The sequence below is a fragment of the Flavobacterium sp. 9R genome (assembly GCF_902506345.1).
Taxonomy (GTDB): domain Bacteria; phylum Bacteroidota; class Bacteroidia; order Flavobacteriales; family Flavobacteriaceae; genus Flavobacterium.
Genome location: NZ_LR733413.1, coordinates 135,627 through 161,737, shown reverse-complemented (window position 1 = coordinate 161,737; position 26,111 = coordinate 135,627). Strand labels below are relative to the sequence as shown.

Below are 26,111 nucleotides of genomic sequence, written 5' to 3'. Positions count from 1 at the left end.
GTTATTAGTTGGATTTCTTAAAATAAATTTTAAAAGTCGACCCCACATGTAAGGTGCTTTCTACTTCTATTTTTCCTCCCATATTCTCAATTTGATTTTTCGTTAAATACAATCCGACGCCACGTGCATCATTGTTTTTATGAAACGTTTTATACAAACCAAAAATGGAATCTTTGTACTTGTTCAAATCAATACCTAAACCATTATCTTTTATGTTCAAAATAACATAATCATCATTTACATCTGATGTAAAAATAATTTTGGATACTTTTTTAGTATCGGAATACTTAATAGCATTGGTAACTATATTTAGTAAAATACTTTCTAAATAAGCTGGCAAACATTCAATGGTTACACTACTCTGGATGTAATTCAACACCACTATATCTTTTTGCTTAATTGAATCGTGTAAAACATCTAAAACTTTGTTGATATAGACATTCAAGTTTAACTCTTCAATTTCTTTATCCTTAACGGTATGAATACTAACTAATTCATTTAAGTTTTCTATGGTTGAAAACAACTCGTCTGAAACGATTTGAATATTACTCAAAGTATCTAAATCGGACAATAATTCTTCTTTATGCAAATCCAACAATGATTTGATGTTTCCGCTATGTGTACGCAAATTATGAGAAACTATATGAGCAAAATTCAGTAGCTTATTATTTTGTGTATTCAAAATTTCAAGCATTTTGGCTAACTCAAGCTCTTTTTCCTTCTGGTCAGAAATATCGGTATGCGTCCCAACAATTCGCAACGGCTTACCATCAGAATCGCGCTCAATTACTTTTCCTCTATCTAAAATCCATTTGTAGCGACCATTACACAAAACGCGATGACAAGTTTCGTAAAAAGGTATTTTATTATCGAAATGAAGGTTTATATTACCATAATATTCTGCTCGATCATCAGGATGCACTCGCTCATCCCATTCTTCCGGGGTAGCTACCAAATCAGATTCTGTCAATTCTAAAATCTTCATCGATTCAGAAGAATAATAGACTTTCCCAGTAACCAAATCCCAATCCCACACCCCTCTATCCGAAGCTTGTACAGCGAAATGATACCGTTCGTCTGCTAAACGCATTCTAATTTCTTGCTCTTTTACATCTGTTATATCAGAAATTAGACCATAAAAGACAATCTCATCAAGGTCGTTTTTCTTTGGGGTAGCTTCAATCTTAATCCATTTATAACCACTGTCTGGCAACAACAATCTAAATTCAATATCCCAAACCTCAATATTTGCAATTGCATTTTCGTAAGAATCTATAAATCCTTTCAAATCGGGTTCATATATCGTATAATTAGAGAGCTTGTAAGAATCCTCAATAAATTCATTAAAAGAGAATTCATTAAAAAAATCAATGGGTTTACTAAGGAAATCAAAAGCGATTTGACGTTCCTTATTAACTCTAATTTGAAAAATAATATTAGGAAGTTGCTTAATTAAGCTTTCGTAGAGTTTATTTAAATCTTCTGGGTCTCTATTTTTTGTAAATATCATCTGCTGTATAGACTTTCTTTTGCTAAAAATAGTAAAAGTTTTAATTAAACTAACATCTTGCAATAATTTAGTTAAATTCAATCATTAAATTTATCTTTTCGAGGATGATAAGAATGCATAACTTGTTTTAAAAATTTTCGATCCAAGTGCACATATATTTCAGTAGTGGTGATTGATTCATGTCCTAACATCAACTGAATTGAACGCAAATCAGCTCCATTCTCCAACAAATGAGTCGCAAAAGAATGTCTAAATGTATGAGGACTAATTTTTTTATTGAGCTCAATCAAGTCGGCTAGCCTATTAATAATAGTGAAAATCATCGCTCTGGTCAATTGTCGCCCTCGTCGGTTTAGAAACAAAGTATCTTCAAAGCCTTTTTGAATAGGCATATGAACACGAATAGTTTCTTTATAAATGGTAATATAATTTTGAGCCAATTCGCCAATGGGAACAAAACGTTCTTTGTTGCCCTTTCCGTGAATTTTAATAAAGCCTTCTTCAAAAAAAAGATCCGAAATTTTCAAACCAACCAATTCAGAAACACGAAGTCCACAACCATATAAAGTTTCGAGCATAGCGCGATTGCGTTCTCCTTCGTTTGAAGTTAAATCAATCGCTAAAATCAAGTCATCAATCTCGTCAACAGATAAAGTATCAGGCAATTTCCTCCCCAACCTTGGCGATTCTATCAACTCCATTGGATTATCTGTTCTATAGTCTTCAAAAATCAAATACGAAAAAAAACTTTTTAGTCCGGAAATAATTCTGGCTTGAGATCTCGCATTAACTTCTTTAGCAACCTCATAAATAAACTGCTGCACTGTTTCTTCATTGATAGTAAGAGGCGACACAATTATACTTTGCTTGTTTAAAAAAGTACAAAGACGTTCAATATCCAAAGTATAATTCGCAATAGTATTGGTGGACAAACCTCTTTCTATTCTAAGATACGACTGATATTGCTTGATATAATTACTCCAACTCATACTACAAAGAAAGGCAATTTTAAGGCATAAAAAAACCACGTATATAACGTGGTTTTAATATTACAATAGTGGATTACTTACCCCATTTTCCTCCACCAACGTAAAAACCTAAGTGAATTCCTAAATAAGAATTTGAAATTGTTCCAACTTTATCTCCGTTAATATCTTGCAAAGTTGATTTTGGAACAAGATTGTATTCCAAGCCCATTCTGAATTTGCCCCATTCAAAACCTGCTCTTAATAAACCACCCATTTTTCCATTAGCATCCAATCCGATGTCATCATTGTTAGCATCAGTATCAAACTCAACATTTGCAATTGTATAATAACCAGCTCCAGCTCCTACATAAGGAACAAAAGATTTTCCAGAGCCATTAAAATAATAATCGTATGTACCAACATATGATCCATTTGCTGAAATTTTAGCAGTTGAAGATTGTCCATTATTTTCAATATCACGAATCATTGCAGCTGATCCTATACGAAGACCTACATTCATATTATCTTTAATGTTGTATTTTGGTTCAAGAGATAGTAATATACCTCCTCCTCCGTTTGAAGGAATTGTGTAACCTAAATCGAGACCAACTCTAAAAGACCCTTCTTTTTGAGCATAACTACTTGCAAAAGCACATACAGCGGCAAAAGTTAAAATAATTTTTTTCATTTTTTGTTTAGTTTATTAAGATTATTCAGCCAAACTAGTAATTCATAATCAAATAAAGAAAAAAAGCATTAAAAAAATCTCTTACAAAGACGCTCCAAGGAGCCCCAAAAAAAGCAATACAGACGCATAAAAAACTAGATATCAATAGACTAAAAGAAGGATTCTCACTAAAATCAGGTATTTTTTACAAAACTCAAATCGAATCATTTTTTAACAAGTCAAATCATTCTTTTATTGCTTTGGAAAACATTTAAAATTATTGTTAATTCGCACTACAAAATCTTATTACTGTTTGCTTTATTTATAATAAGCAATAATTAATAATTAATGGAGTTAAACACTATAATAAATCACTAAAAAAAAGAAAATGAAAAAAATCATTCTTATTGCAGCTTTTACATTCTTTGGAACACTAACGACGCAAGCACAATTATTGCGATTAGGAGCGAAAGCTGGTATTAATTATGCCAATCTTACTGGGACTGACATTACAGTTAATTCAGAAAATTACAAATCAGATGCGATTACAAGTTACCACATTGGTTTATTAGCCGAAATCAAATTAACCGAGAAATTTGGTGTCCAACCTGAGTTATTGTACTCTACGCAAGGAGCCTCTTACAAAAGTGCCGTAAAAGAATTTACAAATGAATTGGGCTACTTGGCTATTCCAGTAATGGCAAAAATTTATTTAAACAATACCTTCAGCTTAGAATTAGGCCCACAAGCCTCTTTTTTATTAAGTGAAAAAGATAAAGTCAACATAGAAGATTCTAAGACATTCGACTTTGCACTTGCAGGTGGTTTAGGTGTAAAAATCACTAAAGGCATCTTTGTTCAAGCACGTTATGGACTTGGCTTAACCGAAGTTTCAACCAATGCAAAAGCAAAAAATTCTGTGGTGCAAGTTTCTGCAGGATTTATGTTTTAATAAATAACAAAAACAACTTCAAAACCGTACTATTATTTAGTGCGGTTTTTTTATTTTTACCAAAAACAACCATTATGCAAATTGCTATAATTAACGGACCAAATCTCAACCTACTAGGAAAACGCGAACCCGAGGTGTATGGAAGTGAAACCTTCGAAGATTATTTTGAAAGTCTAAAAACAAAGTTTCCTCATATTCAGTTTTCTTATTTTCAAAGCAATATCGAAGGGGAATTAATCGACAAAATTCAAGAATTCGGATTTACCTATAACGGAATCATACTTAACGCTGGCGCCTATACCCATACCTCGATTGGTATTGGCGATGCGGTAAAAGCCATAACGACTCCAGTAATCGAAGTGCATATTTCCAATACTTTTTCAAGAGAAAGTTTTAGACATCAATCCTACATTTCAGGAAATGCCAAAGGAGTTATTTTGGGTTTCGGTTTAAAAAGTTATGAACTCGCTATTCAATCTTTTTTATAATCTTAAGATTTTTAACACAATAAATTAACAAGTTTTTGTGATGTAAGTTTTTTCATCTGTTTAATTTTACAAAAAAAACAGATGAAAAAATTTTACGTTTTTATTTTATTTTTATTTTCTTCCACTTTTATCGCACAAGTAAAAGGAACTATCACTGACGAAAAAGGAAACCCCCTACCTTTTGTATCCGTTATCATTCAAAATTCCTATTCAGGAACTACTACCAACGACAAAGGAAAATACGAACTAAATCTCAAAAAAGAAGGTGATTACACCTTACTATTTCAGTTTCTTGGCTTTAAAACAGTAAAGAAAACGATTCATTACGAAAAAACACCAATAACAATTGACATTCAGTTATCGGAAGAGAATTACAACCTCAACGAAGTAGTCATCAATCCCAAAAACAATCCTGCTAACGCCATTATCAAAAGTGCGATTACAGCACGTAAAGAAAACGCAGAAAAAACAGCTCGATTTACTGCCGATTTCTATTCGCGAGGATTATTCAAAATCAAAAACCTACCTAAAAAGATTTTAGGAATGAAATTAGATATGCCAGACGAAATGACCACTGGCTTAGATTCAACTGGAAGTGGCATTTTGTACTTATCCGAAACCGTATCAAAACTCACCTTCGAAAAGCCAAACAATTATAAAGAAAGAATTATTGCCTCTAAAATTTCCGGGAACGACAAAGGCTTTAGTTACAATACTGCTCGCTCTTCATTTTATGATTTTTATGACAATACAGTCGATTTTAATGTAAAAATGATTTCACCCATAGCTAGCAATGCTTTTCAATATTACAAATACAAACTCGAAAGCACTTTTTTTGACGAAAGCAATCATCAAATCAACAAAATTAAAATCATTCCAAGACGCGACAAAGAACCCGTTTTTGAAGGTTACATATATATTGTAGAAGACAGTTGGGCGATTTATGCCGTTGATTTCGATATCAAAGGCTATCGTATGCGTAATGAATTCACCGAAGTAATGACCTTGAAACAAAACTTTAATTACAATTCCAAAACTAAAATTTGGAGCAAAAATGCCCAAAGCTTAGCATTTACAGCTGGTGCTTTCGGAATCGGATTTTCAGGAACATTCAATTATGTGTACAGCAATTATGAGTTCTTTGATGCTTTTGATAAAAAGACCTTTGGCAATGAAATTGTTAGTTTTGAAAACAATGCCAACAAAAAAGAAGATACTTTCTGGGAAAGCACAAGACCTATTCCTCTCACCGAAGAAGAAAGCAAAGATTATATCAAAAAAGACAGTATTCAGACCATCCGTTCATCCAAAACGTATTTGGATTCTATCGACCAAAAACGAAATAAATTCAAACTATTAGACCCAATAACAGGTTATAATTATAGAAATACTTTCAAAAAATGGTCCTTCGATTATGCTGGATTAATGGACATAAGCTCACTAACGTTCAATACGGTTCAAGGTTTCAATCTAGACTCTGGTTTTACTTATCGCAAATGGGATGATGAATCTGGAAAAAGCACAGCCATTGCAACTACTTTCAATTATGGTTTTTCAGACGAACGCCTTCGAGTGGTCGGAAATTTTAGTCACCGATTTAACAATCAAAATTATGCCACAATTTGGGTTTCAGGAGGAACAGCTGTTAAACAATTCAACGAAAACAATCCAATTTCACCTTTTATCAATTCGATAAGCACGCTCTTTTTTAAAAACAATTTTATGAAATTGTACAACAAAGAGTTTTTCAATGTGGCTTATTCACAGAATATAGCCAACGGCATCAACTTTACCGGAAAATTAGAATACAGTCAACGCAAACCTTTATTTAATACTACTAACTATACCTTTATAAAAAATGACGACCTTTATTCTTCAAACAATCCTTTGGATTCTAATGATTATTCAACTGCTGGTTTCTCAACTCATCAGTTACTAAAAGCAAATTTGAACTGGCGCATTAACTTTGGCAACCAATACATTTCGCGCCCTGACGGAAAATTCAACCTCCGAAACAACAAGTATCCAACCGTGCTTTTAGGCTACGAAAAAGCCTTTGCTGCTAGCCAAAAAAACTACGAGTACGACTTGATTAGTGCACGTATTCTGTATGACCTTCCGTTGGCCAACAAAGGCGATCTGGGTGTAAATCTAAGAGCAGGTAAATTCTTCAATGCCGAAAATATTGCCTTTATGGATTACAAACATTTCAATGGCAATCAAACACGAATTGGCCAAACCGAACGCTATTTAAACGTTTTCAACCTGTTACCTTATTACAGTAATAGCACAAACGATGCGTATTTTGAATTCCATTCAGAGTACAGCGACAATGGTTTTATAATGAACAAAATACCAGGACTCAACCTTTTAAAAAGCAGTTTAATGCTCGGTTTTCACAACTTAGCTATTCCAAATCGCAAACCTTATCAAGAAATCAGCATAGGGCTCGATAACTTAGGAATCGGGAAATTCAAACAGTTCAGAGTAGATTATGTGCGCTCTTACCAAAATGGTTTTCAAGGTGACGGCGTAATTTTTGGACTAAAACTTTTGAATATTTTAGATTAGGAGCGGAAAGAATAGGCTTTCTTGTGAGCAAAGTCCCGTCATCCGCTATATCTTTTTTTTAATAACCCAAATAAAAACCCTTCTAGAATTCAAAACTCCAGAAGGGTTATTAAAAAAAGGATGCTACTACTACCGGGGCTAAAAGGAAGCATTCTACCTTTTTGCTTTCTTAGTGACTTAAAATTAATTAGGTTCTACATGAATCAAAACATGTCCCAAAGAAGGGATTTGCGCTCGAAGGGTATCTTTTAAATCATGTGCAATATCATGTCCTTCTCTAACTGTAATGGTACCTTCTACCCTTGCGTGCAAATCTACATGATACTGCATTCCTGCTTTTCTAATAAAACATTTCTCAGTATCTAGAACTCCTGGAACCGTTAAGGAAACAACTCTAATTTCCTCCACCAATTCATCATACATATGTTCATCCATTATCTCGCTCAAAGCCGGTCTAAATATTTTATAGCTATTGAATAAAATAAAACCAGAAGCAAAAAGAGCCGCCCAATCATCGGCAGATTCATAACCTTTACCGAAATATAGCGCAATAGAAATCCCCAAAAATGCCGCTACTGAAGTAATAGCATCGCTTCTATGATGCCAAGCATCTGCTTTCAAAGAAGAACTATTGGTTTCTTTACTTCTTTTCATCACCAACTGAAACGAATACTCCTTCCAAATAATGATGACTCCCAAAATATAAAGTGTCCAAGATTTGGGTAATTCATGAGGCGTTCCAATGTTTTGAATACTCTCATAGGCAATAATCGTAGCCGAAGTAATCAAAAAACCAACCACTAGAAACGTAATCAAAGGTTCTGCACGACCATGCCCATAAGGATGATTGTCATCCGCAGGTTTATTCGAATATTTGATTCCAAAAAGCACCAAAAAGGACGCAAAAATATCAGTAGTAGATTCAATCGCATCGGCAATTAGCGCATAAGAATTACCGAAAAAACCAGCCAATCCTTTTACAATAGCCAAAGAGGTATTACCAATAATACTGAAATAAGTTGCTTTTATAGCTGTTTGTTCGTTAGTCATAAATTAGTCCTTAGTACTTAGTGATTAGTCCTTAGCAGTTAGTCCTTAGCAATTAGTCAATTTGGCTAATTACTAAGGACTAAAACTAATTATTAATTTTAAGCGAATTGTTGATTTAGTAAAAACTAATATTTTATTTGATTAAGATTTAGCAACTAGTCCATTGAGCTATTCACTATTGACTAATTACTAAGTACTCAAAAAAATTAAGCTCTTACAATATTGGCTCCGATAGCTCTAAGACGTTCATCAATGCGCTCGTATCCTCTATCAATTTGTTCAATATTTTGAATAGTGCTCGTTCCTTTCGCTGACAAAGCAGCAATCAATAACGAAATACCCGCACGAATATCTGGTGAAGACATTGTAGTAGCTTTCAATTGCGATTTGAAATCATGACCAATAACTACCGCTCTATGTGGGTCACACAAAATGATTTTTGCTCCCATATCTATTAATTTATCTACAAAAAACAAACGGCTTTCGAACATTTTTTGGTGTATCAATACATCACCTTTTGCTTGAGTCGCTACTACCAAAATAATACTCAATAAATCTGGAGTAAAACCAGGCCAAGGCGCATCAGCAATGGTTAAAATAGAACCATCAATATCTGTTTTAACTTCGTAACCATTTACGTGAGCAGGAATAAAAATATCATCTCCTATTTTCTCTAGTGTAATCCCTAGTTTACGGAATACATTAGGAATAACTCCAAGATTTTCCCAACTTACATTTTTTATAGTAATCTCAGATTTAGTCATAGCGGCCAATCCAATCCAAGAACCAATCTCAATCATATCTGGAAGAATACGGTGTTCACATCCACCTAATGCTTCTACTCCTTCAATAGTCAACAAATTAGACCCAACACCAGAAATTTTAGCCCCCATAGCGTTCAGCATTTTGCATAATTGTTGCAAATAAGGCTCACAAGCAGCGTTGTATACTGTAGTTGTTCCTTTCGCTAAAACGGCAGCCATTACGATATTAGCAGTTCCTGTTACTGAGGCTTCGTCCAATAACATATCGGTACCCGTAAGTCCATCTGGAGCTTCTACTCCATAGAAATGATCTTCTCTATTGTATCTAAACTTAGCACCTAAATTGATAAATCCTTCAAAATGGGTATCCAATCTTCTTCTTCCAATTTTATCTCCACCTGGTTTCGGAATATAACCTTTACCAAAACGAGCTAATAATGGACCAACAATCATAATCGAACCACGCAAAGAACCACCTTCTTTCTTAAAGGCTTCAGTCTCTAAATAGCCCATATTTACTTCATCAGATTGAAAAGTAATAGAACTGTTGCCGTTTTTTTGAATTTTAACTCCTAAATTACCCAACAAAGTAATTAATTTGTTGATATCAATAATATCTGGAATATTATTTATTGTTACTTTTTCTGGAGTAAGCAATACGGCACATAAAATTTGTAACGCTTCATTTTTTGCTCCTTGTGGGGTGATTTCTCCTTTTAATTGAATTCCACCTTCGATTTTGAAAATTCCCATTTGTTATACCAATTTATATTAATCAATAATTACCCAAATATAATTACTGCGGTTTTCTATTTTGATTTTTGTGCATCGGAGTTTTACCCGATTTATTTTTGTTATTTTGATTTTTTTGTTGATTGGAAGGTGTGATTTTATTCGACATTCTTTTGTTTGTTCGAAGTAAATCTGTAGTTCCCAAAAGCTCTTCTTTGCTTTGCAACAAATTCAATTTTCCACCAGAGAGCTCATACAAATGCTCAAAAATAACATCGTCTTTTACGGTGTCTTTGTTCCAACTCAAATACGATTTCTTCATGTGATTGGCAATTACCTTGACCAAAGCACTTTTCATTTCGCCCTCTTCCCATTTATTCGCCACATCTATCATGTACTTGATATTATTACCATAATATCTATACTTAGGATAGTTCTGAGGATATTGCAAAACCTCAGGTTTCAATTGCAAAACTTCACGAGACGGAATAGGATATGGAGAATCTACCGCCAAACGAAAGTCGGACATAATAAACAACTGATCCCATAACTTGTGCTGAAAATCAGGCACATCACGCAAATGAGGATTTAAACTTCCCATTACTTGAATGATGTATCTAGCAGCTTTGTTACGCTCTTCATCATTCTCTATAATGGTTGCTTGTTCAATCAATTTTTGCAAATGACGACCGTACTCAGGAATGATTAAATGTTTTCTTTCAGAATTGTATTCTAAATGATACACTACATCATTGGCGTTCTCTTTTTTATATTTTTCGATCATATTTATAGGGAAACAATACCTTCAATTGTAGATAATTCTTGGTACTTCTCAATAATTTCTTGCGAATTTTTCATAGTTACATCAACAGAAACACTAGTAAATTTACCCGTTTTTGATTTTGTAGTTTTAATTACGGCACCCATACAATTGAACGCCTCCTCTACTTTTTTCACATTTCCATCTACTGAAGGAACAATAAATTTAAACAAGTATTCTGCTGGCCAAGTATTACTATTATCTAATTCTACTTGTAATCTTTCATAAAAAGCAGCGGTCTCTTTTTCTTTGTCTTTATCCATTACTAATTTAAAATAAACGCAAATATACATTTTTGAGAACAGATTCAAGAATTTAGAACCAGGATTTAGGTTTTTTTTTAGAATAGCATTGCTACTAAAAGCGATAGTAAAACACAATTCGTTTTCTGTTATTAAATAAAAACACACAAAACTAAATCATTAAAAACCAATACATTCATTACGATTCAATATAAAGTAACATTACAAAAATCGAGCAAACCTATTGCTATTAATAATCCTATCAAAAAATGTTTTAAAAACCAATAAGTTTAGGTAAATTTGCGCCCTTATTTACAAAACGTGCAAAAAGAAATCATCGTTATTATTGGTGGTCCTGGAACGGGAAAATCAACTATCATCAATCAACTTACCTCATTAGGACATTGTTGTTATCCTGAAATATCCAGACAAGTAACTGCCGAAGCAAAAAAACTAGGAATTGACCAATTGTTTCTAGAAGACCCTTTGCTGTTTAGCCAAAAACTACTCGAGGGAAGAATTAAGCAATTTAACGATGCACAAGAAGAAGCACATCCAGTAGTTTTTATTGACAGAGGTGTACCTGATGTAGTTGCTTACATGAATTTTATTGGAGACGATTACCCACCCCATTTTGAAGAAGCTTGCGTGACTTGCACTTATACAAAAATCTTTATGCTTCCGCCATGGGAAGAAATTTACGAAAGCGATGGTGAACGCTACGAAAATTACGAACAAGCACAACAAATATACCTGCATCTGAAAGAAACCTACCAAAACTACGGTTACGAACTCATTGAAGTTCCAAAAGATACGGTTGATAACAGAATTCTTTTTATCTTAGACCGAATTTCTAGCAAATAATCAAGAAATCGGAAATAGATTTCTAGTTCGAACGAAACTGAAATCCATGCAAGAAGCCTTACAAATTCTAAATAAATACTGGAAACACGATAGCTTCCGTTCCCTTCAAAAGGAAATTATCGAATCGATTCATAGCGGTAAGGATACCTTGGCAATTCTCCCAACAGGTGGAGGAAAATCGATATGTTTTCAAGTACCTGCTTTAATGAATGAAGGGATTTGCCTTGTAATATCTCCCTTAGTGGCTTTGATGAAAGACCAAGTTGCTAATCTACAGCAACGCAACATAAAAGCAATTGCACTAACTGGCGGAATACCAACAGAAGAAGTCATTGATTTATTAGACAATTGTCAGTTTGGTAATTACAAATTCTTATACCTATCTCCAGAACGTCTTCAATCGGATTGGATTATGGATAGAATCAAAAACCTACCCATCAACTTAATCGCAATTGATGAAGCGCATTGTGTTTCACAATGGGGACATAATTTTAGACCTGCTTATTTAAAAATTAGTCAACTAAAAGAACATTTTCCTAAAATCCTTTTTTTGGCATTGACAGCAACAGCGACGCCTAAAGTCAAAGAAGACATTATCAAGGATCTTAACTTACACCAACCTGCTGTTTTTCAAAAATCATTTTCTAGGGATAACTTGGCCTATATGGTTTTTGATGTGGAAGATAAATTACACCGCATACAACAAATTCTCAAAAAGAGCCCTGCTCCTTCTATTATATATGTAAGAAATAGAAAGTCTTGCTTAGACATTGCCGCACAATTGAACATTTTAGGCTTCAAAGCAACCTATTATCATGGAGGCCTATCTTATAAAGAGAAAGAAAAAAACATGCAGCGATGGATGACTGAAGAAACACAAGTTATTGTTGCCACCAATGCTTTTGGAATGGGAATTGACAAAGCAAATGTAAAAACCGTCATCCATATTCAATTACCCGAAAATCTAGAAAACTATTACCAAGAAGCGGGAAGAGCAGGAAGAGATGGCAACAAAGCGTATGCAATTTTATTAAATAGTCCCTCTGATAGTCTTCAGGCGGAGTCACAATTCATCAATAATCTACCGGATCGTGCATTTTTAAATATCGTTTATGTCAAACTTTGTAATTATTTTCAGATTGCATACGGAGAAGGCATAAACGAAAAATTCACCTTCAACCTCAATCATTTTTGCACAAAATATAGTCTTCCAATTCTAAAAACGTATCAAGCGTTGCAGTTTTTAGACCAACAAGGTATCATTAATTTATCACAAGAATTCTCTGAAAAAATAACTTTACAATTTCTAATACCTTCGAAAGAAGTAATTCGATACATTAGCCTTAACCCAAACGATGAAGAGATTATTTTGGCTATTCTTCGAACTTATCCAGGAGTTTACGAAACGCAAACACCTTTCAATCTTTCGTTGATTGCCAAAAAGGCAAACGTAAAGGAAGAAGCCGTTCATTTGGTTTTAAAAAAATTAACTGAAAAAGAAATCATTGAATACCACGCAAAAAACAATGATGCTACCATTCTTTTCAATGAAGTGAGAGAAGATGAACGAACCATCAATCGGGTGATTAAACATTTGGATCAGCAAAATCAACTAAAAAAAGACCAACTAGCTAGTGTTATTGATTATATAAACAACAAAAACCAATGTAAAAGCCAGTTGCTTCTTGCTTATTTTGGAGAAAAATCAAGCTCAGAATGTGGCATCTGTTCTTACTGCATTTCCAAGTCAAAACCTGCCTATCTTGATAAAGAACTCTCCAATGTCATTCTTGAGCTTTTACAAAAAGAAAATTTAAACTCAAGAGAACTCGAAAAAAAGACTCAAAAAAGTGCCGATGCCATTATCTTTGCACTACAATTATTACTAGAGCAAGACAAGATTAAAATTCTACCCAATAATAAATACACTTTACAATAAAATGGAAAAATTACGAATCGTTTTTATGGGAACTCCTGAGTTTGCCGTAGGAATTCTGGATACAATAGTCAAAAATAATTTCGAAGTAGTTGGGGTAATAACCGCAACAGATAAACCAGCTGGGCGCGGACAAAAAATCAAATATTCCGCAGTAAAAGAATATGCATTAGAAAAAGGATTAACAATTCTACAACCTAGTAATCTAAAAGACGAAAGTTTTTTGGAGGAATTAAAAGCACTAAATGCCAATTTACAAATTGTTGTAGCGTTCCGAATGCTTCCAAAAGTAGTTTGGGAAATGCCAGCGTTGGGCACCTTTAATCTTCACGCTTCCTTGTTACCTAATTATAGAGGTGCCGCACCTATTAATTGGGCTATCATCAATGGGGAAACCAAAACTGGAGTTACCACTTTCTTTATAGATGACAAAATCGATACAGGAGCTATGATTCTTAGCAAAGAAACAATGATTGAAAAAGAAGAAAATGCTGGAATGTTGCACGATCGACTGATGCATATTGGAAGCGAAACAGTTATAGAAACTTTAAACCTTATCGAATCCAACAAAGTTAACACTACAATTCAGGAGGATAACGAAGAAATCAAAACAGCTTACAAACTTAATAAAGATAATTGCAAAATAGATTGGAATCAATCTGCTGAAAACATTCATAATCTGATTCGCGGATTAAGTCCTTATCCCGCAGCTTGGTGCTATTTTAAAGACAATTCTACCGAGTACAATGTTAAGATTTATGAATCAAAAATAGTAACAGAATCTCATTCTAAACCTATTGGAAGTATCGTTAGTACCAAAAAAGAATTAAAAATAGCCGTCCAAAATGGCTTTATTGAAATTCTGATTTTACAATTCCCTGGAAAGAAACGAATGAAGACCTTCGAACTACTAAATGGAATTACTTTTTCTGAAAATGCGATAGTGGCTTAACATCAGTAAAATTGGGAGCTCCCAAACTTTAGTTCTTTTTTTAGCTTCTTTTATGAACAAAAAAAGCAAGTTATTAACAATTTCGGCTAAAAAATACAAAAACACTTGTGAGGAACGTAAATCCTACTAAATTTGTTCTTATAACATTTTAACCAACAATTAATAACTATTTATTATGAACAAATCAGAATTAATCGACGCTATTGCTGCTGATGCAGGAATTACTAAAGCAGCTGCAAAATTAGCATTAGAATCATTTTTAGGAAATGTAAGTGGTACCTTGAAAAAAGGAGGAAAAGTATCTTTAGTAGGTTTCGGATCATGGTCAGTTTCTTCAAGAGCGGCTAGAGACGGTAGAAATCCACAAACTGGAAAAACTATTCAAATTGCAGCAAAAAATGTTGTTAAATTTAAAGCTGGAGCAGATTTAGAAGGAGCAGTTAACTAATCCTTTCTAACGTAAATACATCAAAACCTTCCATATGGAAGGTTTTTTTTTGCATTTAAACGATTATTTTTGGGAATCTAAAATAATTTTAGTTAAATTTAATAAAAAAAAGAAGTATTATGATAACAGAAAAATTAAAAAAAGGACACCTGCTAATCGCAGAACCTTCGTTAATTGGCGATTTATCATTTAATAGATCAGTCATTTTATTAGCAGATCATAACCAAGAAGGCTCCATAGGTTTCATTATAAACAAACCCCTAAAATATACCATTAATGATTTGATTCCTGAAATTGTTGCAAGATTCAAAATATATAATGGTGGACCTGTTGAACAAGATAATCTTTACTTTATTCATAATATTCCAGACCTTATTCCAAATAGTGTTGAAATATCTAATGGAATATATTGGGGAGGTGATTTTGAATCAACAAAGGAATTAATAAATTCTGGCCTAATCGGAAAAAATAATATTCGCTTTTTCTTAGGATACACTGGTTGGGAAGAAAAACAACTGGAAAACGAGATGGAAGACAACTCCTGGATTATCGCAAGGAATTCATACGAGAATAAAATAATCGGAAAATCATCCACTCATTTCTGGAAAGAACAATTAATGGAACTAGGTGGCGACTATTTAATTTGGTCTAATGCTCCCGAAAATCCATATCTAAATTAAACCATCCCCAAATGCTGCTTAAGTATTGTATTTAATACTTTTGCAGTATCCTGCTCAAATTCTTTCTTCCTATATTTCGTAATAGGCTGGATACCTCGAATAACATTGGTAACAAATAATTCATCTGCTTTTTGAAGATCAAAAGGAGAAATAACTTGCTCCACAACTTCTAAATTGGTTTCTTTTTTAGCCAAACTCAAAATTTGCTTTCTCATAATTCCATTCAAGCACCCTTCACTTATTGGCGGAGTAATTAATGTATTCCCCATTCGCATAAACAAATTACCCTGCAAAGCTTCTACAACATTTTTACTATCGTTTAGCAAAATACAATTATCCAAATCATTTTCTTTTGCATAAATACTGCCCGTAACGTGAATCATTTTATTGGTAGTCTTCAGAGTAGACAATAATTGCTTTGGAATATAAAAATCTTTATACAAATCCACTTCATATTCCTTTTCACTAATGCTATATACTGGGTCCACTATTGCCGAAGTTTGAATCAAAAAGGACACCGTATTATTTGTAGGCAAATAAAAACCACCATCGTTTCTATAAACTGTTATTCTAGCACGAGCGGATTGCTCAATTTTATTCTTTTTAACCAAAGACAAAACTTGTTCTTCAAGGTACTCTAATGTAAAATTCATTGGGATTTCCATACGAACGATTCGCATAGCTGCCATTAACCTAAAATAATGATCTTCAAAAAACAAAATCTTACCATCTACAATTTTCAGTGTTTCAAACACACCATCACCATATAAAAAACCACGATTTTGTTCTAACAAATTTGTATCTGAATCCTGAAGTATTCCATTAAAATTAATCATAAAAAAAGCCCTAAAATTAGTTTAGGGCAAAGATATAGTTTAAAATAGACTTTTACTACACGGAACCGATGAGATGTTTTAAATCAGAAATTTGATTTTCCCACAATTGTGAAGCTTCAGGTATTTCATTTTTTTCAGCAAAATCGATTACCAACAAAGAAACGTCTTTAGTCAGTTCATCCTCAAGAATATGCAACTCAAAGAAATAATCTGTATCCTTGTTTTTATCATCAACCCATCTAAATTTAACTTTCTCACCTGATTTTTTTGAAGCCAATCTTGCTTTTTCTTGTGTATCATCCCAAATGAAAGTAAAAAATTCCCCTCTTGAATTCACGTCATCAGCAAACCATTCCGCCAAACCCGAAGGTGTCGATATATATTGATACAGCAATTGCGGAGAGGAGTTTATTGGGAATTCAATCTCGTATCTTACTTTTTGATCCATACTTACTTTTTTTTTTGGAAATATAAGAATATAAAGCCAAAATAAAACGATTTTAAAAAAAAATATTTTTTGAGCAAAATATACTTGCCAACTCTAATTTTATTTTTATATTTGCACCCGCATTCAGGGGTTATTCAATTAACCAGAATATGGCGAGATAGCTCAGTTGGTTAGAGCGCAGGATTCATAACCCTGAGGTCCCGAGTTCAAATCTCGGTCTCGCTACCAGAAGCCTCAAATTTAAAATTTGAGGCTTTTTTTATATCCTATTTACTCTCTCGTTACTTTACTATTTTAACCCCTTATCAATAAAGAAGTTAAAGATTTTTGTTAATTTTTATCAAAAAGAGAGCCTCAAAAATCGTACAATTGATTTTCTTGTTATATTTGATAGCATATAAAAGTATATCATAAACTAAACTTTAATACAATGAAAAAAGTAGCAGCAATTTTAGCTTTTTCATTCTTTGCTTTATCAATTCAAGCACAAGAAGCTCCAGCTAAAGAAAAAACAAAAAAAGAAACTTCAACAACTAAAAAAGAAGCAACTAAAACAAAGACCGAATGCAAAGCAGAAGGAAAAAAATGTTGCTCTTCTAAAAAATCAAAATAAAAAAATGCCTCAATCGAGGCATTTTTTTATTGTTTACTTAAATCTAGAACTTATTATTTTACTCTAACGCTCCATTCAAAATCCATTTCAGAAACCTGAACTCCTTTTTCATCGGTTCCAATGGATTTCATCCAAAAGGTTTGCCCCTCACCTGTCTCAATAGTTTGTTTTATAGCTTCTTCTATCAAATGTCCATCATTACAGATAAATGTAATTCTGCCTGTGGCTTTCTTGGTAAAATTCCCTTTGTTGTTAGCTACTAACATGGATATTTTTCTACCGCTTTTTTGAATTTGATACATTACCAAAGCGCCAGTAGACAGCTCAGCAGCCATAGCTTGAACAGCAAAATACATCGAATTAAACGGATTTTGATTGATCCAACGGTGTTTTACACTTACTACACATTGCTTTTCATTAATAGCTTTTACTCTTACTCCACATAAAAATGCTGAAGGCAATTTAAAAAGCAAGAATTGATTCAATTTTGATACGTTTATTTCCATTATGTATTGGTTTTTGGGTAAAAATACAAAAAAATACTATGCATACATATAAAATTATAATATCAACCCTAAACCATAACCACATCTCCAAATAATACACTCAAAGTACTACTAATCAATAAAAAACAACTAAATAAGCAGCAACTATAAAAAAACATTTTTGTTAATATTTTGTTAATATTTACTACTATGCCATACAAGATACTTTCTTTTAGACATATATTTGCATAAGAAATTACTATATACTTTAAATCATGGAAACATCATCAGAAAAAAACATCGCAACCTTTACTCATTTGAGTACATTGAGCCAGTATATAATTCCGTTTGGAAATTATATCTTCCCTATTTTGATTTGGACTTCAAAAAAGGATCAATCAGAATTTGTAGACCATCACGGAAAACAAGCTATTAACTTTCAATTGAGTATCCTTATTTACTCACTGGTTATGGCGGCAATTGCTTTACCAATTTTAATTTTTACTGTTTTTAACAATATGACTTTTGATGAATTCTACCACAATCAAGGATTAGTGATTAGAAATTTTAATTTTGAAGACCACATTGGACTTATTACAGTTGGAATAATTGCTGCGCTTGCCTTTGTTGGATTTAAAATAGCCGAATTCTTCTTAATAATTATCGCAGCTGTGAAAACATCAAATGGAGAAAAATACCAATATCCATTCACAATTCCCTTTATAAAGTAATCAATTATAAAGTAGTATATAGTAGTCTAATCAACGCTATAAATCATCTCAACTATCACCTGTAATGGAAAGTAATCAAAAAACGAACAGTTCTAATCAAACAAAAAATCAAAACGAAAATTATGAACATTGAAAACACAAAAGCCCAGATGCGTAAAGGTGTTCTCGAGTTTTGCATCTTATCAGTTTTAAAAGAAAAAGATGCCTACACTTCTGAAATATTAGACACTTTAAAAGACGCAAAATTGTTAGTAGTTGAGGGAACCATTTATCCTTTGCTAACACGATTAAAAAATGACGGATTACTCAACTATCGTTGGGAAGAATCAACCTCAGGACCACCAAGAAAGTATTATGGTCTAACTGAAATAGGTCAAACCTTTTTAACTGAATTAAGCGGCACTTGGAATGAATTATCCGAAGCCGTAAGTCTAATAACCAACCAAAAACAATAGTCATGAACAAAACTGTAAATATAAACCTAGGAGGAATGTTCTTCCATATTGATGAAGATGCATACCAAAAATTAACTCGATATTTTGAAGCTATCAGACGTTCTTTGTCTAAATCTTCTGGTCAAGAAGAAATCATTAAAGATATCGAAATGCGTGTTTCAGAATTATTAAATGAAAAACAAAAAAGTGAAAAACACGTAGTAGGACTGAAAGATGTAGATGAAGTAATTGCTGTAATGGGGCAACCTGAAGATTACATCATTGAAGAAGAAACAAACGCTTCAGGAAAATTTAATGATTATAGCACAAGAGCTACCAAAAAATTATACCGCGACAAAGAAAAAGGAATGATTGGTGGTGTAGCTACAGGTCTTGGACATTACTTTGGTATCGATGCGGTTTGGTTAAAAATTATGTTCTTAATCTTTGTTTTTGCTGGATTTGGTACTGGTATATTGGCTTATATCATTCTTTGGATTGTAACTCCTGAAGCCATCACCACTTCGGAAAAACTAGAAATGACAGGTGAACCTGTAACCATCTCTAACATCGAGAAAAAAGTTCGTGAAGAATTTGAAAATGTATCTGGCAAATTTAAAAATGCCGATTATGACAAAATGGGAAACCAAGTAAAATCTGGAGCCGAAAAGTTGGGAAACTCTTTGGGTGATTTTATTATGACTCTTTTCAAAGTTTTCTCTAAAGTATTGGGTGTTATTTTAATCTTGACAGGACTTTTTACACTAGTTAGCTTATTTATTGGAGTATTTACATTAGGCTCATCAGCATTTATCGATTTTCCTTGGCAAAACTTTGTTGAAGCAGGGAACTTTGCTGACTATCCAGTTTGGAGCTTTGGTCTATTGATGTTTTTTGCTATCGGAATCCCTTTCTTTTTCCTTACTGTATTAGGATTTAAATTATTATCTCCAACAATAGGTTCTATCGGAAATATTGCCAAATATAGTTTATTGGCTTTATGGTTAATCTCTGTTGCTATCTTAATCTCTATTGGAGTAAAAACAGCTACTCAAGTAGCGTATGATGGAAAAACTGTAGTGAAACAAAATATTCCTTTGAGCGCAAACGATACTTTGTTCGTGAAATTCAGATACAATGATTATTACACAAAAGATATTGACGACCATACTGAATTTGAATTTGTACAAGATTCTGCGAACAACAAATTGATTTATTCTAACAATGTAAGCTTGAGAATTTTGTATACTGATGAAAAAACACCTTACATCCAAATTGAAAGAACTGCTAAAGGAAAATCATTTCAAGATGCAAAATTCAGAGCTGAAAAAATTCAATATGGTATAAAAGTAGAAGGAAATCATTTGTATTTAGACAATTATTTGTTGACCGATGTAAAAAACAAATTCCGTGATCAAGAAGTAGAATTGTATTTGTATTTACCAGAAGGTACTTTATTAAAACCAGACGCATCAGTACAAAACTATGATCGTTCAGATAATGATTTCTTTAATTTACACTATAGCTCAGACAATTACGTTTACAAAGTAACTGATTCTCAAATAAAATGTTTAAATTGCCCTGATGATGAGGACGAGTGGAATGATGTAGAAAATGATTCAACAGCTACTAATGTTACCATCAATGAAAATGGCATTTCTATTAAAAAAGATACTTTAATTAAATCCAATAAGGATATAAAAGAATTAAAAATCAATAAAGACGGAATAATCATCAAAACCGAATAGCTATGGTAAAAATAATCACACTAGTAACAAAATTCATTATTGTTACGCTGACCGCTTTACTGTTTGCCTCTTGTAATTTGTCTGCAAATTTCAATTCCATCACAGGAAGTGGAAATGTGACCACCGAAAAGAGAATTGTAAATGGCGATTTTAAAAGTATTGAAGTAGGAAACGCTATCGACTTGGTACTAGAACAAGCCGATAAAGTTGAGATTATTGTAGAAGCCGATGACAATTTGCAAAAAGAAATCACTACCAAAGTAGAAAACGGCAAGCTTATTATAGGATGCAAATACAGTTCTTTCTTGAATATCACTTCGAAAAAAGTAATCGTTCGAGCTCCTATTATAGAAGGCATTGAGGCCAATAGTGCTTCGACTGTAAATAGCAAATCAACCCTTAAAGCTTCGGAATTCAAGATTGATGCATCGAGTGCGGCTTCTTTGGATTTGAACGTAGAATCTGAAAAAATAATTTGTGATTCTGGAAGTGGAAGTAGTATTGAATTGAAAGGTAAAGCCATTAGTTTACAAACCAGTTCTTCGAGTGGAAGTTCTATTAATGCTGGCGAGTTGTTGGCAAACGATATCAAATCACAGGCTTCATCAGGAAGTATTCAATCGCTACATCCGTTGGTGAGTCTTGATGCCGAAGCGTCTAGTGGAGGAAATATCTCCTACAAGAATAAGCCGAAAAGTCTGAAAAAAAGCGAAAATTCTGGCGGTTCGATAAGCCAAGAATAGTTTTTAGTTGATACAAAAAAAGTCCTTCTTCGTGAAGGACTTTTTTTTGTGACTAAAATTAAGAATGCAACCCAAAATTCTCATTGCTGCTCTTTAGCCCCGATTACTATGATATATACAAACTAAAAATTTATTTATTTTTTAGTTTAAAAAAAAGACATAACAAGCCTTCGAATAAGAATTACACGAAGGTTTGTTGTGCCTTTCATAAGTTATTTTTATTCGTAAACATCATAAATTTATCAAGATAGGTTTCTTTTCAAATAAACCTGTCTGCTCTTAGCCTAATCAAGGCAAAACTGTAAAAAATGAACGTNGGGGGAATAATGCAGCATGTGAAAAAAATACAAACTAAAAACCACCCTAGCCCCCGAATAGAAATCCCCCTAACCCCCGAAGGGGGAATAATGCAGCATGTGAAAAAAATACAACCACAAAGTTCACAAAGGTTTACGCAAGGGCCACAAAGTTTAAAACAGTTAAGCAGTTGACCAATTAAACGATTAAACAGTTAAACGATTAAACAGTTAAACGATTCAACAAATAAACAATTAACCGATTAAACCATTGCTAAAAAATAATCTTCTTGCTGCTAATGGCGCCGTTGGCCAAAATAGTTTTTACTATCAATGTTTGTTCACTCGAAGACAAAGTCGAAATCGACCATTCTTGAGTGTTGATTTTTGATTTATCGTACACTTTTCTGCCCAACAAATCAAATACTTGTACTTGTGTTATCGCTGCTGCAGAAGAGGTAAGGGTGATTTTTTTGTTTTTTACAATTACAATTAGAGACTTATCAGCTAACTCATTATCATCGGTTCCTAAAGTTTGGTTAGTGTATTGCAACACAAAACGGTCGTTCTCCACTCCATTAATGGCGGTAAAAGTATACTTGCCTTTAGTCAATTCATGGAGTGTGTTCGTCTTTTTATCTTCTAACCAAATCTCTTGACTCGCCAAAGCGCCGTCTCTGTTGTCAATACTAATATCGAAAGATCCAGCAATAGTGCTTCGGTAGCCCAGAGGTACAACATCTGTATTTTCAAAAGGCAAGGCGCGTCCTTGGATGGTTAGTTTTTGCCCTTTATTGACACTGTAAAAATCAACAAACTCTTGGCCATCAAAAGTTGGCCCATCATACAGGTTGTCTAAATCATTGGTGGCACCGGTAATGTAGCCCACTAGCAATTGTTTGAAAGCCCCACCGCTATTGGTCAAGTTTAACCAAACACGATTTTTCTCCACAGCTGCTGTTTTTTTAGTATTTGCTTGTTTGAAAAACTGTGAATTATTTCCCGAAACTCTCATAGCATTGGTAAATTGAAAACTTCCCGCTGCTGCATTCCCTACAAAAAAGGATTGGCCAGAAGCAATTTTCCCTGTTGGAACTGAGCCTCCAGATATAGCAGTTCCTTTAGCCGTTCCTGTTCCTCCGGTGCGGTTATAAGTCGCATAATCGTCGGCGGTATATTCATTATTAGCAATTGCAGTATTGTGCGTCCAGAAATACAAGGCTCCGTAAATAATACTAGCATTATTGGCATCGGTCATAAACAAATCAGCATCAATAGCCGATGGATAAGGATTTCCTATCAAATTATATTGATCACTTCCAACAAGAAAATCATATACCCCATTATTCGGAATTCCAGAAAAAACAGCTTCATAAACCGAGGGCAGCGTTTCAGAAAAATGTTGAGGTCCTCGAATGATATATCCTTTAGCAATAGTCATTAAAGAAGTAGGCGATTCGTTTTTCCAATTGTTATTCATCCCATCAAAAGAGAAAAACTTATCCGAAAGTGTCGAAGGAGAGACATCAATTAATTGCTGATTTTGAACAGGACTCGACCAATACGTATAATCCATTTTCCGAATAGGAGTTGTTTTTCTTTTCAATTGAATCGTGCCCGAATTACTAATCTGATCGTCTACTTGATGTAAACTTGCCCCATCTTCGAGAACCAAAAGTCCATTCCCTTCATATTGATATCTCAAGGAAAGTGTATTCCCTGAGGTAATTTTTACTTCAAAACCTGAAGCAACACTACAACTACACGCATAAAATGTGTTGGCAATAGTGTAATCCTCCTCGAAAAGCAATTCCTTTCCTGGGCTTGGCAAACCATTGCTCCAATTACCCGCTATTCTTTTAGTGTTATCTATACATAAAAAAAGTCTAGCAATACGATGTTTGGTAGTACCAGAAACAGAATTGAAAGTTCCCCCAATCAATACTTTTTCGTCGGAAGTTAAAGCCATAGTAGCCAATGTACCATTCAAATTGACCGAAAAAGTTCCATCAACTGCTCCATTAGCTTGAATACGAAGCATTCTTTTCACCCCTACTCCATTATAAGTCCCCGAAAATGTTCCTCCAATGAGTAGTCTACCATTGGGCTGTATCAAAATATCTCGAACGCTACCACTACTAAATCCTGTCCCTATTACAAAACTAGTATCCAAACTTCCATCGGGATTTAAACGAACGATTCTTCTTCTCGAATTACCATTGACATTAGAAAAGGAACCGCCTACCACAATTTTAGCATCCGATTGCAAGGTCACATTATAAACCGTAGCATCAAACCCAGCTCCTACCGAAAAACTAGCATCGATACTCCCATCGGTGTTTAGTCGGATTATTCTGTTAGACGAGATTCCATTAAACATCGTAAAATGACCACCCAAAATCATTTTCCCATCCAACTGCAAAGCCACGATTTCGACTATTCCATCTTCGGCACCAGAACCTGTAATAAAACTAGCATCTAAAGTACCATCGGGTAATAAACGAGCAATTTTTAAGGCAGTGTTTCCATTATAAGTCGAAAAATTACCCACGATGACAACCTTACCATCCGACTGAACTGCTATTCCATACACTTGTCCATTGCATCCTGAACCGATATTAAACGTAGCATCCAAACTTCCATTGGGTAATAAACGAGCTATTCGATTGACTGCAGTTCCGTTGTAAGAAGTAAAACTCCCCACGATGATAATTTTTCCATCGGACTGTAACGCAGCATTACGAATGGTAGCATTGGCTCCTTGACCCGCGCCATTAAATGCGATATCTATTTCGCCAGCTTCGTTGAGTTTAGCAATTCTAGGAGCAACTGCACCATTAAATTGTGTAAAATTCCCAACCACGATTACACTTTTATCTAGTAAGGGGAGTACTTTTGAAACACTGTTATTCAAGCCCACTCCCGAAGTTAGATACCCAATATCTAAGGTGCCTTGTGCATCAATTTTGGCTAATCTTCCTTGATTCTGATCATCGAAAACGGAGAAAGAGCCTCCAATATACCAAGAACTATCCATGAAATTATCTAAAGTATAAACGGTGGCAGAAGCGGGACCATTACCAATATCAAATGCGGTATTGATAATCCCATTTGAATTGAAACGCTGCACTCTATTCACAGCGGTTCCATTATAGGTCCCAGAAAACGAACCGCCTATCATAAGTTCTCCACTGGAATTTATTGAAATTGCCTCGACTGCTCCTGAACTAAATCCTGAACCTGAAACAAAAGAAGAATCTACAGTTCCATCGGTGTTTATCCTTAAAATTCTATTCGCAACATTGCCGTTATAATTTGTAAATGAACCTCCCAAAATAATTTTGCCATCCGTTTGAATGCCTATAGCACTGACATTGTCATCAAAACCAACTCCTGTTATAAAACTTGCATCCAAAGTACCATCGGCATTCAACCGAGCAATTTTACCCACACTTACACCATTGAATGAAGTAAAACCTCCACCAATAATAATCTTTCCATCGGGTTGAAGTACCACTTTCTCGATTAAACCAGAAGCACCCGAACCTGTAACAAAGCTAGTATCTACAGCTCCATTTGGTAAAATTTTCACTATTCTATTGGCGGCTGTTCCATTAAAACTCGTAAAACTTCCCACCAAAAAAATACTCCCATCGGATTGTAATGCCATATCATAAATAATACTATTGGTTGCTCCAGGAGATGCAGTAAATGAACTATCGCGACTTCCATCTGGATTCAAACGAACCAATCGTCCTACTGCTGTACCGTTAAACTGAGTAAAAGAACCCGCAACTAAAATTTTACCATCAGGCTGAAGTAAAGAGGCATAAACTTTATTATTAAAGCCTGTTCCTAGAGAAAAAGACACATCCTTGGAACCATCGGGCAACAGCCGACATAAATAAGGTGTCGCCACTCCATTGAAATTTAGAAAATCACCACCAACTATTAATTTACCATCATCTTGTACCGACAATGTTCTGACTGTATTATCAAAACCATCGCCCAAAAGGCCATCATCATAGGTATTAAAAGTAGGGTCGACTTTTCCTTGTTGGCTAAAAACGGAAGCACAACTAAAACTAAAAACTAAAAGTAAGAGCAGGATATTCTTTATTTTCAAAAGCTTT

The 26,111-nt window shown here is 34.0% G+C and carries 24 protein-coding genes and 1 tRNA gene; 14 read left to right on the top strand and 11 right to left on the bottom strand.

The window, feature by feature from the left end:
* Window positions 1–4: 4 nt before the first annotated feature.
* From FLAVO9AF_RS00770 to FLAVO9AF_RS00760, 3 genes are all read right to left on the bottom strand, one after another.
* A complete protein-coding gene (locus FLAVO9AF_RS00770) occupies window positions 5–1,510 on the bottom strand; it encodes a PAS domain-containing protein (RefSeq protein ID WP_159682496.1) in 1,506 nt (501 codons plus the stop codon).
* A gap of 77 nt (window positions 1,511–1,587) precedes the next feature.
* Window positions 1,588–2,499 carry a site-specific tyrosine recombinase XerD gene (xerD, locus tag FLAVO9AF_RS00765; RefSeq protein ID WP_159682494.1) on the bottom strand — a complete coding sequence of 304 codons (912 nt, stop codon included), beginning with the start codon at window positions 2,497–2,499 and terminating at the stop codon, window positions 1,588–1,590.
* 73 nt (window positions 2,500–2,572) lie between these two features.
* Complete coding sequence (locus FLAVO9AF_RS00760; RefSeq protein WP_159682490.1) at window positions 2,573–3,166, bottom strand: outer membrane beta-barrel protein; 594 nt, start codon at window positions 3,164–3,166, stop codon at window positions 2,573–2,575.
* Window positions 3,167–3,533: 367 nt separating this feature from the next.
* Here FLAVO9AF_RS00760 and FLAVO9AF_RS00755 point away from each other — a divergent pair, with 367 nt between their 5' ends.
* The 3 genes from FLAVO9AF_RS00755 to FLAVO9AF_RS00745 all read left to right on the top strand — a co-directional run bounded on the left by FLAVO9AF_RS00755 (window position 3,534) and on the right by FLAVO9AF_RS00745 (window position 7,156).
* Entirely contained in the window at window positions 3,534–4,097 is a 564-nt protein-coding gene (locus tag FLAVO9AF_RS00755) for a porin family protein (protein ID WP_159682486.1), read from the top strand.
* A gap of 74 nt (window positions 4,098–4,171) precedes the next feature.
* The gene (gene aroQ / locus FLAVO9AF_RS00750; RefSeq protein ID WP_159682483.1) at window positions 4,172–4,585 is read left to right on the top strand and encodes a type II 3-dehydroquinate dehydratase; all 414 of its coding nucleotides are present in this window, start codon (window positions 4,172–4,174) and stop codon (window positions 4,583–4,585) included.
* 81 nt (window positions 4,586–4,666) lie between these two features.
* Window positions 4,667–7,156, top strand: coding sequence for a DUF5686 and carboxypeptidase regulatory-like domain-containing protein (locus tag FLAVO9AF_RS00745; protein WP_159682480.1), 2,490 nt, complete (start codon window positions 4,667–4,669; stop codon window positions 7,154–7,156).
* A 183-nt stretch (window positions 7,157–7,339) separates the two neighbouring features.
* On the opposite strand, the gene FLAVO9AF_RS00740 is transcribed toward FLAVO9AF_RS00745, so the two are convergent.
* The 4 genes from FLAVO9AF_RS00740 to FLAVO9AF_RS00725 all read right to left on the bottom strand — a co-directional run bounded on the left by FLAVO9AF_RS00740 (window position 7,340) and on the right by FLAVO9AF_RS00725 (window position 10,785).
* Window positions 7,340–8,206 carry a cation diffusion facilitator family transporter gene (locus FLAVO9AF_RS00740; protein WP_159682477.1) on the bottom strand — a complete coding sequence of 289 codons (867 nt, stop codon included), beginning with the start codon at window positions 8,204–8,206 and terminating at the stop codon, window positions 7,340–7,342.
* A 206-nt stretch (window positions 8,207–8,412) separates the two neighbouring features.
* On the bottom strand, window positions 8,413–9,723 hold the full coding sequence (murA, locus tag FLAVO9AF_RS00735) for a UDP-N-acetylglucosamine 1-carboxyvinyltransferase (protein ID WP_159682474.1): 1,311 nt from the start codon (window positions 9,721–9,723) through the stop codon (window positions 8,413–8,415).
* Between the two features lie 43 nt (window positions 9,724–9,766).
* Window positions 9,767–10,486, bottom strand: coding sequence for a DUF4290 domain-containing protein (locus tag FLAVO9AF_RS00730; RefSeq protein WP_159682472.1), 720 nt, complete (start codon window positions 10,484–10,486; stop codon window positions 9,767–9,769).
* A 2-nt stretch (window positions 10,487–10,488) separates the two neighbouring features.
* Window positions 10,489–10,785 (bottom strand): DUF493 family protein, encoded by a 297-nt coding sequence (locus FLAVO9AF_RS00725; RefSeq protein WP_159690785.1) that lies wholly within the window; start codon window positions 10,783–10,785, stop codon window positions 10,489–10,491.
* A 300-nt stretch (window positions 10,786–11,085) separates the two neighbouring features.
* On the opposite strand from FLAVO9AF_RS00725, the gene FLAVO9AF_RS00720 reads away from it, so the two are divergent.
* From FLAVO9AF_RS00720 to FLAVO9AF_RS00700, 5 genes are all read left to right on the top strand, one after another.
* Entirely contained in the window at window positions 11,086–11,628 is a 543-nt protein-coding gene (locus tag FLAVO9AF_RS00720) for an AAA family ATPase (RefSeq protein ID WP_159682469.1), read from the top strand.
* A 46-nt stretch (window positions 11,629–11,674) separates the two neighbouring features.
* On the top strand, window positions 11,675–13,567 hold the full coding sequence (locus FLAVO9AF_RS00715; protein ID WP_159682466.1) for an ATP-dependent DNA helicase RecQ: 1,893 nt from the start codon (window positions 11,675–11,677) through the stop codon (window positions 13,565–13,567).
* A 1-nt stretch (window position 13,568) separates the two neighbouring features.
* Window positions 13,569–14,516, top strand: a complete 948-nt coding sequence (fmt, locus tag FLAVO9AF_RS00710) for a methionyl-tRNA formyltransferase (protein ID WP_159682464.1) — start codon at window positions 13,569–13,571, stop codon at window positions 14,514–14,516.
* A gap of 175 nt (window positions 14,517–14,691) precedes the next feature.
* Entirely contained in the window at window positions 14,692–14,964 is a 273-nt protein-coding gene (locus FLAVO9AF_RS00705) for an HU family DNA-binding protein (protein ID WP_064714443.1), read from the top strand.
* A 119-nt stretch (window positions 14,965–15,083) separates the two neighbouring features.
* Entirely contained in the window at window positions 15,084–15,644 is a 561-nt protein-coding gene (locus FLAVO9AF_RS00700) for a YqgE/AlgH family protein (RefSeq protein ID WP_159682461.1), read from the top strand.
* On the opposite strand, the gene FLAVO9AF_RS00695 is transcribed toward FLAVO9AF_RS00700, so the two are convergent.
* Together FLAVO9AF_RS00695 and FLAVO9AF_RS00690 are read right to left on the bottom strand one after the other, a co-directional pair.
* Window positions 15,641–16,480, bottom strand: a complete 840-nt coding sequence (locus FLAVO9AF_RS00695) for an aminotransferase class IV (RefSeq protein ID WP_159682458.1) — start codon at window positions 16,478–16,480, stop codon at window positions 15,641–15,643. The two genes, FLAVO9AF_RS00700 and FLAVO9AF_RS00695, sit on opposite strands and share 4 nt — an antisense overlap.
* A gap of 55 nt (window positions 16,481–16,535) precedes the next feature.
* Window positions 16,536–16,928 carry an START-like domain-containing protein gene (locus FLAVO9AF_RS00690; protein WP_159682455.1) on the bottom strand — a complete coding sequence of 131 codons (393 nt, stop codon included), beginning with the start codon at window positions 16,926–16,928 and terminating at the stop codon, window positions 16,536–16,538.
* Between the two features lie 151 nt (window positions 16,929–17,079).
* On the opposite strand from FLAVO9AF_RS00690, the gene FLAVO9AF_RS00685 reads away from it, so the two are divergent.
* Window positions 17,080–17,156: transfer RNA gene (locus FLAVO9AF_RS00685), tRNA-Met, on the top strand.
* Window positions 17,157–17,358: 202 nt separating this feature from the next.
* The gene (locus FLAVO9AF_RS00680) at window positions 17,359–17,541 is read left to right on the top strand and encodes a hypothetical protein (protein WP_159682453.1); all 183 of its coding nucleotides are present in this window, start codon (window positions 17,359–17,361) and stop codon (window positions 17,539–17,541) included.
* A gap of 53 nt (window positions 17,542–17,594) precedes the next feature.
* Here FLAVO9AF_RS00680 and FLAVO9AF_RS00675 read toward each other — a convergent pair whose 3' ends face one another.
* On the bottom strand, window positions 17,595–18,047 hold the full coding sequence (locus FLAVO9AF_RS00675; RefSeq protein WP_159682451.1) for a DUF4442 domain-containing protein: 453 nt from the start codon (window positions 18,045–18,047) through the stop codon (window positions 17,595–17,597).
* A 254-nt stretch (window positions 18,048–18,301) separates the two neighbouring features.
* Between FLAVO9AF_RS00675 and FLAVO9AF_RS00670 the strand changes: the two genes are divergently transcribed.
* The 4 genes from FLAVO9AF_RS00670 (at window position 18,302) to FLAVO9AF_RS00655 (ending at window position 21,682) form a co-directional block, all read left to right on the top strand.
* On the top strand, window positions 18,302–18,757 hold the full coding sequence (locus tag FLAVO9AF_RS00670) for a DUF4870 domain-containing protein (protein ID WP_078212444.1): 456 nt from the start codon (window positions 18,302–18,304) through the stop codon (window positions 18,755–18,757).
* Window positions 18,758–18,879: 122 nt separating this feature from the next.
* Window positions 18,880–19,212 carry a PadR family transcriptional regulator gene (locus FLAVO9AF_RS00665; RefSeq protein WP_078212445.1) on the top strand — a complete coding sequence of 111 codons (333 nt, stop codon included), beginning with the start codon at window positions 18,880–18,882 and terminating at the stop codon, window positions 19,210–19,212.
* Window positions 19,213–19,214: 2 nt separating this feature from the next.
* Window positions 19,215–20,939 carry a PspC domain-containing protein gene (locus FLAVO9AF_RS00660; RefSeq protein WP_159682449.1) on the top strand — a complete coding sequence of 575 codons (1,725 nt, stop codon included), beginning with the start codon at window positions 19,215–19,217 and terminating at the stop codon, window positions 20,937–20,939.
* A gap of 2 nt (window positions 20,940–20,941) precedes the next feature.
* Complete coding sequence (locus FLAVO9AF_RS00655; protein WP_159682448.1) at window positions 20,942–21,682, top strand: head GIN domain-containing protein; 741 nt, start codon at window positions 20,942–20,944, stop codon at window positions 21,680–21,682.
* A gap of 570 nt (window positions 21,683–22,252) precedes the next feature.
* Here the strand turns inward: FLAVO9AF_RS00655 and FLAVO9AF_RS00650 are convergent.
* Complete coding sequence (locus tag FLAVO9AF_RS00650; protein ID WP_236552253.1) at window positions 22,253–26,104, bottom strand: T9SS sorting signal type C domain-containing protein; 3,852 nt, start codon at window positions 26,102–26,104, stop codon at window positions 22,253–22,255.
* Between the last annotated feature and the right edge of the window lie 7 nt (window positions 26,105–26,111).

Excerpts from the sequence above, each read along its gene's own strand:
- FLAVO9AF_RS00705 (WP_064714443.1), top strand. The coding sequence starts at position 14,692 with ATGAACAAATCAGAATTAATCGACGCTATTGCTGCTGATGCAGGAATT.
- fmt (WP_159682464.1), top strand. The coding sequence starts at position 13,569 with ATGGAAAAATTACGAATCGTTTTTATGGGAACTCCTGAGTTTGCCGTA.
- FLAVO9AF_RS00760 (WP_159682490.1), bottom strand. The coding sequence starts at position 3,166 with ATGAAAAAAATTATTTTAACTTTTGCCGCTGTATGTGCTTTTGCAAGT.
- FLAVO9AF_RS00690 (WP_159682455.1), bottom strand. The coding sequence starts at position 16,928 with ATGGATCAAAAAGTAAGATACGAGATTGAATTCCCAATAAACTCCTCT.
- FLAVO9AF_RS00700 (WP_159682461.1), top strand. The coding sequence starts at position 15,084 with ATGATAACAGAAAAATTAAAAAAAGGACACCTGCTAATCGCAGAACCT.
- FLAVO9AF_RS00755 (WP_159682486.1), top strand. The coding sequence starts at position 3,534 with ATGAAAAAAATCATTCTTATTGCAGCTTTTACATTCTTTGGAACACTA.
- FLAVO9AF_RS00740 (WP_159682477.1), bottom strand. The coding sequence starts at position 8,206 with ATGACTAACGAACAAACAGCTATAAAAGCAACTTATTTCAGTATTATT.
- FLAVO9AF_RS00695 (WP_159682458.1), bottom strand. The coding sequence starts at position 16,480 with ATGATTAATTTTAATGGAATACTTCAGGATTCAGATACAAATTTGTTA.
- FLAVO9AF_RS00655 (WP_159682448.1), top strand. The coding sequence starts at position 20,942 with ATGGTAAAAATAATCACACTAGTAACAAAATTCATTATTGTTACGCTG.
- xerD (WP_159682494.1), bottom strand. The coding sequence starts at position 2,499 with ATGAGTTGGAGTAATTATATCAAGCAATATCAGTCGTATCTTAGAATA.
- FLAVO9AF_RS00770 (WP_159682496.1), bottom strand. The coding sequence starts at position 1,510 with ATGATATTTACAAAAAATAGAGACCCAGAAGATTTAAATAAACTCTAC.
- FLAVO9AF_RS00730 (WP_159682472.1), bottom strand. The coding sequence starts at position 10,486 with ATGATCGAAAAATATAAAAAAGAGAACGCCAATGATGTAGTGTATCAT.
- FLAVO9AF_RS00670 (WP_078212444.1), top strand. The coding sequence starts at position 18,302 with ATGGAAACATCATCAGAAAAAAACATCGCAACCTTTACTCATTTGAGT.
- aroQ (WP_159682483.1), top strand. The coding sequence starts at position 4,172 with ATGCAAATTGCTATAATTAACGGACCAAATCTCAACCTACTAGGAAAA.
- FLAVO9AF_RS00665 (WP_078212445.1), top strand. The coding sequence starts at position 18,880 with ATGAACATTGAAAACACAAAAGCCCAGATGCGTAAAGGTGTTCTCGAG.
- FLAVO9AF_RS00715 (WP_159682466.1), top strand. The coding sequence starts at position 11,675 with ATGCAAGAAGCCTTACAAATTCTAAATAAATACTGGAAACACGATAGC.
- FLAVO9AF_RS00660 (WP_159682449.1), top strand. The coding sequence starts at position 19,215 with ATGAACAAAACTGTAAATATAAACCTAGGAGGAATGTTCTTCCATATT.
- FLAVO9AF_RS00725 (WP_159690785.1), bottom strand. The coding sequence starts at position 10,785 with ATGGATAAAGACAAAGAAAAAGAGACCGCTGCTTTTTATGAAAGATTA.
- FLAVO9AF_RS00675 (WP_159682451.1), bottom strand. The coding sequence starts at position 18,047 with ATGGAAATAAACGTATCAAAATTGAATCAATTCTTGCTTTTTAAATTG.
- FLAVO9AF_RS00680 (WP_159682453.1), top strand. The coding sequence starts at position 17,359 with ATGAAAAAAGTAGCAGCAATTTTAGCTTTTTCATTCTTTGCTTTATCA.
- FLAVO9AF_RS00745 (WP_159682480.1), top strand. The coding sequence starts at position 4,667 with ATGAAAAAATTTTACGTTTTTATTTTATTTTTATTTTCTTCCACTTTT.
- murA (WP_159682474.1), bottom strand. The coding sequence starts at position 9,723 with ATGGGAATTTTCAAAATCGAAGGTGGAATTCAATTAAAAGGAGAAATC.